Source organism: Leptospira gomenensis, from assembly GCF_004770155.1.
In the GTDB taxonomy this organism is placed as follows: Bacteria; Spirochaetota; Leptospiria; order Leptospirales; family Leptospiraceae; genus Leptospira; species Leptospira gomenensis.
In genome coordinates, this window is the sequence record NZ_RQFA01000041.1 from 1 (window position 1) to 12,650 (window position 12,650).

Consider the following 12,650-nt stretch of genomic DNA (forward strand, 5'->3'; position numbering starts at 1 on the left):
GCGATCTGCGGAAAAGAAAACAATGAGACGAATCAATGTTCGGTTAGGAACGGGAAGTTGGACGTTGCTTGGGGCTTTGGCGCAGGCGCACGGGGTTTCTCGTTGTTATTTGTTTAATTATCTGTTGTATTTGGAAGAGGTCGGGGTTGGAGATTCTATCGAAGACACGATGAACGCGGGAGTTCCCACATTTCACAAGCACTACAACTATATCCTCCACCTCGATCTCACCTTCAACAGAGTCACCCGGCGACTACAATGTTTCCCCGAGTCCTCCTTTTACGCCTTTGAATACCGAGAATGGCACAAAGAGCCGGATGAATCGGATTCGGACGAACCTACAAACTAAAACCGGCTTCCGATCAATACCCGGCCCAGCTTGCCCAGGTGGACTCAAGAGCGCCTCGCACGCAAACGCACCGCACCCAGATCACCCAGCGGCTCTTCGTATGCGCCGCGCAATGCAGCGCATATACACGTATACACATCTCACACAACATCTCTGCAAGTCCGCGCTGACCGCGCACAACTTCGCGCCGACCACGCACAACACAACATGCCGTTCTCAATTCAAAAAACGGAGCGATTGACTACAGCCTCGGGGACCGCTCCACTCCCCATTGTCCCACTGCTCTGCCTTCAGCCTTTCTACGCGCTCCGCGAAAGCCGAAGGGAGGACCTGCATCGACATTCTCACATGTGAGAAAAAACAAACAAGCAGATGGACAAACGGAAGGATGAGCGAACAAACAAAACGGAAGGAGGAACAAACAAACTCACCTACAAACTTCGACCTACACCCACACGAGCCCCCGCCTCACTCACACTCACAAACAAGACGAATCACCAAGCAGGCCCACTCTACCACGTACAAACACTCCCCGACACAAGCAGCAAGCAAGCAAACGAACAAACAAACGAACAAACAAACAAGCCACCCATCCAACCAGTCAGCAAGCAACTTACGTACGGATCAACCTGCAACCTGCCAACTCGCCAACCAACGGACACAAACCCTCTCAGGCTGGTAAGACAAACCGGCGGTCAAACGAATTCATTCACAAACTAGGAGATACCCGACTCGCCCCATGAGCGCACGAAACGAAACAAACAAACAAAAACGTATAACGAATCAATCCAACGACCGACTAACACAGCCAAAACCAACCGGCAAAACCCACTGCCACATTCAACCTCAACCGGACTCGCTCTGGCTGTAACTCTTCTCAGCTTCTGAACTGCAACATCCTAAGATATAGGTCACACTTGTCAGCGCTTCCATACAAAAAATCTCCCCCGCATGAATCCAAAGAGCAAATCTAACTTTCATCCGAACGCGAATCGAAATACCGAAAACTGAATTACTACTTCGTTTACCAATCGATAGGAAAATAATCTTTCAAAAACTTTCCGCACCAATGTTTACCCGTAAGAATTCCGTCAAAAAAAGGATCACAAACTCGAGCCGCGCCGTCCACGATATCCAAAGGCGGTTGAAAATCATGAACGTCCTGTTTCTTTTTGGATAACTCCGCGGGATCCTCGTCGGTAACCCAACCGGTATCGACCGCATTCATAAAAATTCCGTCCTTGGCGAAATCGCTCGCAGAAGTGTGAGTCAACATGTTCAAGGCGGCCTTGGCCATATTCGTATGCGGATGCCTGTCTTCCTTTTTAAAACGATGAAACTTTCCTTCCATCGCAGAGACGTTTACGATATGTTTCTGACCCGTATTATCTCTTCGCATAACGCCAACTAGACGATTGCACAAAACGAACGGCGCTACGGAATTGACTAGCTGCACCTCCAACATCTCCGAAGTAGGCACCTCTCCTAATCTTAGTCTCCAACTGTTCGTTTTTCTCAAATCGACCTGTTGAAGATCGGCGTCCAATTGACCCTCGGGAAAAACGGTTTCCAATTCGAAGGAATTGTCGTGTGAATACGGAATTTGGGAGAGAAGCGCCGAAGAACGGATTCCTACTCCGGGAATTTTTCCGTTCCAACCGACGGGAAGAGCCTTTTCATCGGCAAGATTTTCCCCTCCGAAAGTATTCAACCTGGCTTTGCAATCGGAATACAACTTCAATAAAGAAGCCGCCTCCATTGGTAAATCATGATATTCTAATAGTTCATTTTGTATCAAATGGGAGTAAAAACCCGGCGGACGACGGACGGTTTGCGCCGCGTTGTTGATCAGTATATCCAACCTATCTAGGTTCTGTTCGATATATCCCGCGAAAATCTCCACGCTCGGAGTATGTCTCAAATCGAGACCGAAAATTTGAAGACGATCCGACCATTCACGATAATCCGCTTCCTTAGAAAAACGCAAAGCCGCATCCACGGGAAAACGCGTCGTCGCGATCACAGTAGCGCCCGCACGCAACAACATCAGAGTCGCCTGATAACCGATCTTCAATCTCGCTCCCGTGATGATGGCTACTTTTCCGTGTAGCGATGCCGTCTGAAACCGTTTCTTATAATTCAGATCTCCGCATTCCTTGCACATGGAATCGTAGAAGAAATGCAAACGAGTATATTCCTTTTTACAGACGTAGCAGTTGCGCGGCGAATTCAGCTCCGGTGCGTTCTCGCTTCTCCAAATATCCGTTTGATCGGCGATCTGAAGCGGGGCCGTAAAAACGGTTTCGGTTCGAGCGACACGAATGCCCGTCAAGGCACGCGCTTTTTTTTCGGAAGTTACGATTTCTTTTCTGCGGGAATGTTTGATCGTTTTATTTCGAATACGAATTTCGTTCCGGTCAGGACGGGAAATTTTCCCTGCGACGATCATCAAAGCGATTCGTTCTTTTTCGGGAATGCCCGTCAGCAGCTCTGGTTTTTCGGCCAAGGTTTCCAAAAAACGGATACATTCTTGAATCTCGTCAATGCTGGAATTTTTTCTGTCGTCCTGTCCGGAATCGTTCATGAGCCGTCACCGTTTGCAAAAGAAAATGACGCACGACATTCGAGCGTTCTTCTTTCCTTCCAACCATAGCGAAAAAAAGAGGCGATTGAGCAACTCTATTTCCAGGAGAAACCGACATCCGATGATACGAAAAATCCCGATAATAGGTCGTTCATTGCCGTTTTTCCGACGTTCGTTGAAAATTAGTTTCCAAAAATAAATTTCCGGGTACGATTCCGGACAAAAGGAGAATCGAATGACGAAAAAAATGTTGTTAATGATTTTTTCAATCTGCCTGATGATAACGATCGGAACGGTATACGCTGGCAACGTTCAATCCGGCTGTACGTTCAACGGCAAAAAGTTATACGGAAAAATTCAGATTGTAACGAGTTTTCCGGACGTGAAAGTACAGGAGGTAACGTCCTTTCCCGACCTAAAAGTTCAAAAGGTGACTTCCTTCCCCGACTCTTGCGGTAAATGGGAAATCGTAAATTCCTTTCCGGACACGAAGGTCCAGTTCGTAACCAGTTTTCCGGATATAAAGATCCAATACGTGACGAGTTTTCCCGGAGAAAACTAAGCGGATCTTTTGGAAAAATGAAATTCGATTTACAAGAAATCATTTTTTGTAAATCGGAATTCTAAACTAAGATAACAAACCGGATAAACGGATCGTCGATTCGAACCGCCTACCTTTCGAGCTTCTTTTCCCCGATATTCGTCGAAAATTCTGCTTGAGATTGAAATCGCATTTTATTTTATGTCCGAGTGATTTTCGAACCAGAAAATAAGAATATCGGTCTATATTCCGCATGAAACTACAAAAAGAGATTTGGACGAACGAAATTCTAAATTGGCTGTACAGTCCGGCGTCTAGAGAGTTGGAAGCCAAAGAACTCATAGAAAATTTAAATCAAAAAATTATAGAAGCCGGAATACCCGTATGGAGATTTTTTACGAGCGTTCCGACCATGCATCCGGAAGTAATGGTGCGTTCCATCATATGGACGTTAGGCGAAGAAACTCAGGTTCTTTTTATACCTCACGGAGCCTTAAACGATCAACAATACATAGACAGTCCGATCTATCTAATACGCGAAGGTAAAAAGGATTTCATCCGTTGTAAATTAGAAGGACCGGACGCAGATCTATCCTATCCCATCTGCATCGATCTAAAGGAAAAGGGAGCAACGGATTATTGTATCTTTCCTTCCTTCTTTGCGCCGAATACGCGCAGCGTGGTATCGTGGACTACGAACGCACCCGGAGGATTTACCGAAGAACAGATCGAATCGTTGCGCTCCCTACTCGGCCCCTTGTCCCTTCGGTTGGATTTGGAATCCAGAAAATTCGCCGTCAACGAACTCCTGGAAGTCTATCTCGGGCCGAACGCCTCCAAACGCGTGTTATCCGGAGAATTCAGACGGGGAACCGGAGAAACGATTTACGCCGCAATCCTATGCGCCGACCTACGCGACTTCTCTTCCTTAAGCGAAAACAATTCCCCGAAAAAGATCGTCGAGATATTGGATCACTATTTTGAAATCACCGCGCAGCCGATTCAGGAGGAAAAAGGAGAAATTCTGAAATTCATCGGCGACGCGATCCTCGCCATTTTTCCGGCGGAAAACGATCCGAAACCCGCCTGTGAGTCCGCGTTAAAGGCAGCGCAAAAGATCGACTCTTCGATCCGTAATTGGAACGAGGAACATCCCGAATCGACCGTTCGCATGGGAATCGCCTTAAACGTAGGCGACGTAGTCTACGGAAACGTAGGGGCCAAGGATCGTCTGGATTTTACGGTAATCGGAAATGCGGTCAATCAGGCGTTCCGGGTGGAATCCTTATGCAAGGACTTTGGAAAAAATATATTAACGACGGAAGAATTCGCGGAGATTGCGGGAAAGGAAAACTTCGAATTTTTAGGCGCGCGTCAATTAAAAGGAATCACTGGAAAACGGGATATTTATACCCCTTTGGGACAAAAGTAAAATCGTTCAAATCGAATCGAATAGAAAAGGGGCGGATCCGTTCGGATCCGCCCCTTTTCCCACAACACTTTTCCGAACCAATTTAGAACATTAAAAAATTAAAATATTCTAAAATTCAAAACGAATCGCGTTCGAAAAACTTCCGTCAAAGCCGCTGTCGATCAGCCCGCCGAATATTGATCCATAAGGGATTTCGCAATTACTCTGAGAGCCATTACTTCCTCCGCTCCTTCAAAGATGGAGAATACGCGAGCGTCCACGAAATAGCGGGAAACCGCGTATTCTTCCGCGTAGCCCATACCTCCATGGATCTGCATCGCTTCGCGGGTAACCCATTCGGCGACTTTAGAAGCGTAGAACTTAATCAAGGTCGCTTCCATCTGTCCTTTGTGTTCGTCCAAAAGATTGGCGACGTGATTCGCAAACTGACGGGACGCCTGCAGGATGACCGCCATTCTCGCGATCTTATACTTGGTTAAGTTGTATTCGTAGATCGGTTTTTGGAACACAGCTCTTTCTTGCGCGTAACGAAGAGCCGCTTCGAGAGCAGCCTGCATCACACCGTGAGCCCGCGCCGCGGTTTGGATTCTTCCTCCCGCAAACCCTTCCATCTGGAAGTAAAAACCTTTTCCTCTACCTTCTTCTCCGCCTAACAGGTTCTCTGCGGGAACGAAGTAGTTGTCGAAGGAAACTTCGAAAGAGTGCATACCGCGATAACCGATCGTTCCGATCGCTTTTCCTTCGATCTTTCCGCCTTCGGGTTGTGTGTACGTAAACTCGTGACCGGTAAAGGAAGGTTTCTCAGCGAGAAGAATGGAAAGTCCTTTGTGTTTTAAAGAAGGATCGGACTCCGTTCTGCAAAGAATCAAAAGGAGGTTCGCGTAACCCGCAAATGTACACCAGGTTTTAACTCCGTTGATCACCCAACCGCCGTTCACAGGTTTTGCGGTAACGGAAACGCCGGCAACATCGGAACCGTAGTTCGGTTCTGTCACCATAATCCCCGCCATTTTTTCTCCGGAAGCGAGAAGAGGAAGCCACTTGTCCTTCTGCTCTTGTGTTCCGCCTTTCAGAAGCGCCTTCGACATGATTTCCGGTCTTGTGATCAAAGAACCCGCGATTCCCAAACCGCCTCTGGAAAGTTCTTCGGTAACCACGAGCATGGAAAGATTGTCCGGTTTGTCGTTCGGCTGAATTCCTCCGTAAGACTCGGGAATACAAAGACCGAAACATCCCATGTCCTTGAGTCCGCCGATGATGTCTTCGGGAATGATATCGTCGTGTCTATGAACGTGTTCCGCGTGAGGCATCACCACGTCTTCCGCGAACTTTTTGAAAGTCTCGCGGAACATCTCGTGATCGTCGTCCAGACCGTAAGCGCCGAAGTGACCTTTTGCTACGATCTTATCGGCGATCTCGTTGTAGTTTTGAATCGCCATCGCGTTTTCTAAGAATTGGTTGATTTCTTCGTTGTAAATCTTGGCGACGAGATCCGAAGCGCCGATTCCGTATTCGGAAGGACGGGAACTGATTTCGGACCGAACGTGGTTGACGGTTTCGGCCGCAAACACGACCGCCATTTCCTGTTCTAGATCGCCGGTTCCCCGGGAGGTATCCCAAGCGTATTCGATAAATTTCTCAGCGATTTTTTGTTCGGACGTAAGCCAAGCGATTTGATACTGAACGAGTTGGTTTTCATCCATCTTATCCACGGAAACTTTTCCGTTTACGCTGCAGCGTTTAGCAAGGGCTTTTGTAACTTCTTCGATCACTCCCGCAGAAACGGAAAGTGCTTTTTTCGCGGTTGTTTGATCAACGGCGGTCTTGGTTGCGCTCATGGGTTTTTAATCCTGAAGTAAAAAATTCGAAACTTAAACCTACAAAATCACGACTTCTCACCCTGTCATTTGCTTTTTGAGCGTCATTCTCAGGGATGATCCGATACGATCCAATGCAGAACGTTCGAATATTATGTCGATATGTCGGAATTAGAAAGAGGGAAACAAGTCAAACGGAGCAAAGATACGGGCCGCATTCCGTCTCGGCAAAGCCGATTCGGAACCGCGCTTTCCGCTCCAGTCAAGAAATTGAAATTCTCAGAAATGGAGGATCGACCGAAATGTCAATTTCTTGACTACGCATCAATCGCTTGCGGGGGATTAACGAAGCGTAAACGATTAAAAGGAAAATTATGGATTATCTCGGGAAGTCCTTCGAAATCGGCTTGGTGATTCAAACATATCACATCAACAAAAACGTATGAAAAATTCGAATACTATTGTTCGTGTTTTGGTTCGCTCGATCGTATTATTTTTTCTTTTTATTATATACGTTTCGTGCGTCTCTTCTGTAAAAAAGCGCGCTTTAAAAACTCCATTTTCATTCACTACAATTAAGGTTTTAAAAGTAAGGTGAACGTGAAAGAACTCGACTCGATTCTATCAATATATCGATAAACGCCATGGACAAAGCTCTTTCCAACGTCAACTTTGAACGCAGTAGAATAGGAGCCTTGTGGGAGCGATTGGAGCATAGTCAGCGCCTACAATTTTTTTGAATCAATCCGAACGAGGATAAAAGAAAAATTCTAAATTAAAAAAATAGAGGATCGAATTCGATGTCAAATCATCCTCGCCGATTTTAACGGAGGAAAACGACCCTATTTCATCTTAGTCAAAAAATTGCGACTTTCAAAAAAACGGCAATTCCCTCTTTATCGCACGACGTAATCCTGAACCTTATACAAGACCGTAAGCCTCGCCAAAATCAGAATCAGATTGAGCGCAAACAGATATAAAAACGGTCGATCGATGATCTCTTCGTCTTCGGCCTTGATAAAAAGGTATAAAGGAACCGCAAACGTAAAAAGACGGATCGTATTGATATACTCGGACCAGAAATGATAATGATTGGCGATCGCGATCATCAGGATCACCAGAAAAAAACCGACCTTGTAAAAGGTTCCTTTCTTCCAAGAACCGGTAAACGGAATCAGAAACATGGTCGCAAACTGCAGCACCAGGGGAAACTTGGAAAAGGATCGAACGATATGTTTTATCCCGCCTCCGCCGACAAAACTCTCGCCTAACTCCATTAGATATTTGTAAATTCCTTCGAAAGGAATCATAAAAACCGCAAGTCTCGTCGGCGTCCAATTCGGCAAAGTATATTTGAGATAAATCTGCCAAAGAATCGGAACGAGCAATGTGGAACCTACGATCAACGACCTTTTGAAGTCCTTTTTTGACAAAGCCGCAAGCCCCAAAGCGAAAAGGTAGAACAACGCCGGTTCTTTCGTAACCAAGGCCAAACCGGAAAGAAGATAAAACGGAATATAACTTTTTTTTTGGTAAAAATAAATCGCGAGAACGATCAGGGAAACCATGATCGTATCGCTTACCAGAACGGAATAACTCGCCAAAGTGAACGGCGAGATAAGATACAAAAGCGCCCAATGAGACTTGTCGTTTAACAGAACGCGTAATGCGAGATAGGAAAGATAAAGGAGGGATAAACTCAGGATATACATCCCGGCGATGTTCCCCCATTTACCGAAAATTCCCCAAAACGATATCAACAACGGATAACCGATCCGTGGGGCGCGATACGTCGCGTCAAAACCTTCCGGCCATTGAAAACTGAAGTTGGAGATCGATCTGGAATAGTAATAAAAAATCTGACCGTCGTAACCTGCTCCGAGATCCCCTTCTTTTCCCTTAAAGGCGATCACCCCGCTCGGAGATTCGGTTTCGTTTTTTTTGATAAACTCTTCTCCGAAATTGACCATGGAAGAAGGATTCCACTGATACCTGGACCAGAGCGACAACGTGACAAAACCGTAAAGCACCGCGAGAACGAAGAAACCTTTTACGGGAGAATCGAACCTGCGCAAGAAAGATTCAAATTTTTGCATATTCTTAAGCCCCGAGGAGTTTTTTACGGAGAAGTTTGAGGGCAAAGGCGATCGCCTGCTTCAAAACCCTTTTATTAAAGGATGAATTGGAAAAAACGTAATGAATTCCGATTTCCCTGATCGTTCCCCGGTTTTTTGCGACGATCGATAAGGCTTCCATGTGGAAGTCGAACGCGATCGATTCGAGTTCGGACTGAGCGATCCAGGTAAAGGCCCGTTTGGAGTATTTTCGATAACCCGAAGTACAATCCTTCAATCCATAACCGAAAACGTCGAAGAGCCCTGGAGAAATACAATAGTTCATCACTTTCGCCGCCGAAAACGATATTAACTTTCTGTAAAGTGGAACCCCGTCCGAAGTCACTCGACTTCCGATCACCAAGTCGGCTTCGGTATGGATGAATTCCGGGAGTTTATCGGGATCGTGCGAAAGTCCCGCGTCCATCGTAACCACGGAATCGTATTTTTTTTCCAGGGCGAATTTCATTCCGTCCTGAAGACCGCCGGGAATATGCGTGTTCTTTTCGTGACGGATCGTAAACAACTTCTTAGGATGTTTTTTGATCAACGCCTTCAAAATCTCCGGCGTTTTATCCTTGGAAGCGTCGTCCACCACGAGAACGTCCGAATATTTCAGAGCGCGTTCTACGACCTCCCGAATCGTATCCTCCTCGTTGTAGGCGGGAATTACGACGAGGTTCCTCATTTTTTGATTTCGAAAACGGACTTATCCGCTTCAATCCAACGAATCAGACGTTCTACGCCTTCTTTCGGTTTGAATTTGGGATCGAACCCGAACTTCTTAGCCTTGGTGATATCGCAGATAAAATAACGCATATCTCCCGGTCTCTCCGCGTCGAAGACGATCTCCTGTTTTTTACCGAGGATATCTCCGATCATATGAATACATTCTAATAGAGAAATTTTATGATCGGGCCCGCCTCCGATATTGAAAACTCCGGGCGTCGGATTTTCGAACCAACGAAGATAACTTTCCGCACCGTCCGCGGCGTAAAGAATATCCCGCGCCTGTTTTCCGGTGCCGAAAATCCGCAGAGGCATACCGAATACGGATCGAATCGCGAAGTTGGCCACCCAACCGTGATCCTCTCCTCCGAACTGACGTTCGCCGTAAATTCCGGTGAAACGAAAAGAAGCCGCCTTCACCTTATACATATCCACGTATGTGCGAACGTAATGTTCCGCGCTCATCTTGGAAGCGTGAAGCGGCGAAATTTCCCCTACCATAACCGGTTGTTCTTCTCCGATAGCGACCGGAGTCCTTTCGTAGGAGGTGGCGCCCTCTTTCAAAGTATCGTTGATCGAATTTCCATAGACGTGGATCGAGCTGGTGTTCACCACGGGGATATTCCGTTTACGCGCGGCCTCAAGAACATTAAAAGTTCCTAATACGTTTGTGGTAAAATCGAGTTCCGGATCCTCCCAGGAAATCGTCATCGCGGGTTGTGCGGCGGTATGAACGATAAAATCACATCCGACGGTTCGGTCCAAAAGATGCTCCAGATTCCGGATATCTCCCTTAACCATAGTTACGCCGAGTCCCTGCAGAAAATTCCAATTGTATTCGCGGGTCGCCTCGGTTCCGTATCCGGTCCGTTTCAATTCGTATTTGGTCATACTATCGTAGCTGACAACGTCCCAACCCTGTTTGCGGAACGTTTCGCAAACGTGGGAACCCAAAAATCCGCACCCTCCGGTCACTAAAACTTTCTTTGCCATGTATTATTTCCCTTTTGTATATTCAATAATTACAATATTCTAAATCGATTTCCGGAACGAATTTCAATTCCCGGACCATTTCTTTTTAAACATAAGTCCGATCACCGAAAAGAACTCGCGGGCGATGTCTTTTTTAACAGATTCGATCGGACGATAATACGAAATCGGAATTTCTATGCAGCGCATATACGAACGTACGGTTTCCATCATCAATTCGGGAATGATCCGTTTATCCTTCATCTCCAGACCGGGCCGTATCTTCGCGTAGGAATCCTTCCAGATGGCGAAATACGAACACATCGCGTCCGTGAATCTCGGCTCCATTCCCCACCAGAAAACCTCGATCAGTTTTCCAAGGATCAGATTGATCACGCGAACTCCGGGCAGAAGATTCGAGCCTTGTTCGATCATCTGCCTCGTGGTCCTCGTGCCGATAACCATGTCCGAATCCTTGAGATATTCCAGAAGTTTGGGATAGTCCTTGGACCTGTACGATCCGTCCGGAGTCACTACTACGGCGATATCCCCGGAGGCGGACTTGATTCCCAGATCCACCTGGATTCCGAAAACGTCCGGCTGAAGAACGTCGCAATGAATCACTTTCGCTTTTTCTTTTTTAGCGATTTCTAATGTTTTATCCGTCGAACCCGCGTCCACTACGAGGATTTCGTCCACTTTCCCCTTAAAATCCACGATCACGTCCGCGATGGAACGTTCGTTGTTTTTCGTGGGAACGATCAGAGTCGTTTTGAATTTCGCGAACTCCTCGTTCCGTATCTCGTAAACCGCGTGATGATAGTCCTGCATCGAATTGATGTTAAAGTATTCTACGTTCAATTCCGTCGCAAAGACTTGTCCGCTTTCTTTAGCCATACGATCGATGACGTCGGTGATTTCGATCACTCCGCTTTTCGGGGAAGGCGGGGTCGTTTTGAAATATTCGAAATACGCGGGGGTAAAAAGATAACTTCCCAATCCGAGAAGATCGTTGGGAGGATCGGAAGGTTTTTCCACCAGTTCGAGGATACGATCCCCCTTTAATTCCACGGAATAATTTTTGCGGATTCTGGAAAGGAGAGAGGTTTTTTGGACTCCGATCGAAGCGATCAACTTGGGATGTTTTTTGAACGTATCGACGAACTTCTTATGATCCGGATGAAAGTAAAACTCGTCTCCGAGAATCGTGATAAACGGGGAAACGATCTTGGAGGAGAGGCTGGCGATGTCGCTCGCAAGTCCTTTCGTGGTCCAAGGAGAGGGAATGATTTCTAGGTTCGGATGATTTTTTTGAATCCTTTCGATTTCGGAGATCACCATCTCTTTCAGGTGACCGACCAACACGTAGATTTTTTTTACGCGGAACGTATTCCGCATGAGTTCCACGTTCCGCTCCAGAATGGTTTTTCCCTGAAATTCGAAAAGAGGTTTGGGGATAAAGGTGGTTCTCGGATAGGCCCTGGTTCCCTTTCCGGCAGCAGCGATCACCCCTATTTCGATTTTTTCCACTGGAGATACGCTATTTTTACGGGCCTCGGGTGTCAAAAACGATTTCGAGAAGGATCGTGTGGAATCCGTTCTGTCGAAGTTTTAAGAAGCCTGGTTACGGACCAGGGACGCACGAATTCGCAGAAGATTGTTTTTGATCTTTCGTTTTTGGTCTTCCGTCAGATGGATTTCGTTTCTTTCGGCTCTTTGAATGACGAGATCCGCCTTGGTTACGAATTCCACCGCCGCCTCGTCGAGAGACTCCCTGTTTTTCTGTTTTTCCCGAAAGACGTTCAACGCTTTTTGAACCTCGATCAGTTCCTGAGTTACCGTTTTGATTTCCAGATCGCGAGTCGTCATATCGATTTCCATTCGATCGGATTCGGGAGATCCGGATCCGTCTTTGAGGATGTTCTGCGTTTCTTTTTTAGATTCGACCGGGAAATCGATTTTCTGTACAGAACAATTTTTCCCTTACACGCCACGATTGTTTTTTTCGGGGCGAAGCAGATCGGCTATCTGCGAGCGGCCTACGATTGTTATACGCGGAAGGATTTCCGTCTTCGATTCGAATTCCGTTTTTCGACCGCGAGGGATCGAAACGGG

10 protein-coding genes are annotated in these 12,650 nt (G+C 46.6%); 3 read left to right on the plus strand and 7 right to left on the minus strand.

Annotated elements, in window-relative coordinates:
• Positions 1–349, plus strand: a 349-nt coding sequence (locus EHQ17_RS10320) for a DUF1564 family protein (protein WP_135736175.1), incomplete at its 5' end; no start/stop codon positions are given.
• A gap of 1,024 nt (positions 350–1,373) precedes the next feature.
• On the opposite strand, the gene EHQ17_RS10325 is transcribed toward EHQ17_RS10320, so the two are convergent.
• Complete coding sequence (locus EHQ17_RS10325; protein WP_135595212.1) at positions 1,374–2,933, minus strand: SDR family NAD(P)-dependent oxidoreductase; 1,560 nt, start codon at positions 2,931–2,933, stop codon at positions 1,374–1,376.
• Between the two features lie 235 nt (positions 2,934–3,168).
• Between EHQ17_RS10325 and EHQ17_RS10330 the strand changes: the two genes are divergently transcribed.
• Together EHQ17_RS10330 and EHQ17_RS10335 are read left to right on the plus strand one after the other, a co-directional pair.
• Positions 3,169–3,495 (plus strand): 7(1) septoil knot domain-containing protein, encoded by a 327-nt coding sequence (locus EHQ17_RS10330; RefSeq protein ID WP_425460701.1) that lies wholly within the window; start codon positions 3,169–3,171, stop codon positions 3,493–3,495.
• A 232-nt stretch (positions 3,496–3,727) separates the two neighbouring features.
• Positions 3,728–4,906: an adenylate/guanylate cyclase domain-containing protein gene (locus EHQ17_RS10335; RefSeq protein WP_135595211.1), complete on the plus strand. Its 1,179-nt coding sequence runs from the start codon at positions 3,728–3,730 to the stop codon at positions 4,904–4,906.
• A gap of 161 nt (positions 4,907–5,067) precedes the next feature.
• On the opposite strand, the gene EHQ17_RS10340 is transcribed toward EHQ17_RS10335, so the two are convergent.
• From EHQ17_RS10340 to EHQ17_RS10365, 6 genes are all read right to left on the minus strand, one after another.
• Positions 5,068–6,744: an acyl-CoA dehydrogenase family protein gene (locus EHQ17_RS10340; protein ID WP_135595210.1), complete on the minus strand. Its 1,677-nt coding sequence runs from the start codon at positions 6,742–6,744 to the stop codon at positions 5,068–5,070.
• 875 nt (positions 6,745–7,619) lie between these two features.
• On the minus strand, positions 7,620–8,819 hold the full coding sequence (locus EHQ17_RS10345) for an AZOBR_p60025 family cell surface glycopolymer formation protein (protein WP_135595209.1): 1,200 nt from the start codon (positions 8,817–8,819) through the stop codon (positions 7,620–7,622).
• Between the two features lie 4 nt (positions 8,820–8,823).
• Positions 8,824–9,525: a glycosyltransferase gene (locus tag EHQ17_RS10350; RefSeq protein ID WP_135595208.1), complete on the minus strand. Its 702-nt coding sequence runs from the start codon at positions 9,523–9,525 to the stop codon at positions 8,824–8,826.
• Positions 9,522–10,559, minus strand: coding sequence for an NAD-dependent epimerase/dehydratase family protein (locus EHQ17_RS10355; RefSeq protein ID WP_135595207.1), 1,038 nt, complete (start codon positions 10,557–10,559; stop codon positions 9,522–9,524). The genes EHQ17_RS10350 and EHQ17_RS10355 overlap by 4 nt, the downstream gene beginning before the upstream one ends.
• 63 nt (positions 10,560–10,622) lie before the next feature.
• Positions 10,623–12,044: a glycosyltransferase family 2 protein gene (locus EHQ17_RS10360; protein WP_210412877.1), complete on the minus strand. Its 1,422-nt coding sequence runs from the start codon at positions 12,042–12,044 to the stop codon at positions 10,623–10,625.
• Between the two features lie 102 nt (positions 12,045–12,146).
• Positions 12,147–12,404, minus strand: a complete 258-nt coding sequence (locus tag EHQ17_RS10365; RefSeq protein WP_135595214.1) for a hypothetical protein — start codon at positions 12,402–12,404, stop codon at positions 12,147–12,149.
• Positions 12,405–12,650 lie beyond the last annotated feature (246 nt).

What these genes read in the sequence shown, in the direction of transcription:
- EHQ17_RS10345 (WP_135595209.1), bottom strand. Translation starts at nt 8,819, where the DNA reads ATGCAAAAATTTGAATCTTTCTTGCGCAGGTTCGATTCTCCCGTAAAA.
- EHQ17_RS10330 (WP_425460701.1), top strand. Translation starts at nt 3,169, where the DNA reads ATGACGAAAAAAATGTTGTTAATGATTTTTTCAATCTGCCTGATGATA.
- EHQ17_RS10365 (WP_135595214.1), bottom strand. Translation starts at nt 12,404, where the DNA reads ATGACGACTCGCGATCTGGAAATCAAAACGGTAACTCAGGAACTGATC.
- EHQ17_RS10325 (WP_135595212.1), bottom strand. Translation starts at nt 2,933, where the DNA reads ATGAACGATTCCGGACAGGACGACAGAAAAAATTCCAGCATTGACGAG.
- EHQ17_RS10350 (WP_135595208.1), bottom strand. Translation starts at nt 9,525, where the DNA reads ATGAGGAACCTCGTCGTAATTCCCGCCTACAACGAGGAGGATACGATT.
- EHQ17_RS10340 (WP_135595210.1), bottom strand. Translation starts at nt 6,744, where the DNA reads ATGAGCGCAACCAAGACCGCCGTTGATCAAACAACCGCGAAAAAAGCA.
- EHQ17_RS10335 (WP_135595211.1), top strand. Translation starts at nt 3,728, where the DNA reads ATGAAACTACAAAAAGAGATTTGGACGAACGAAATTCTAAATTGGCTG.
- EHQ17_RS10355 (WP_135595207.1), bottom strand. Translation starts at nt 10,559, where the DNA reads ATGGCAAAGAAAGTTTTAGTGACCGGAGGGTGCGGATTTTTGGGTTCC.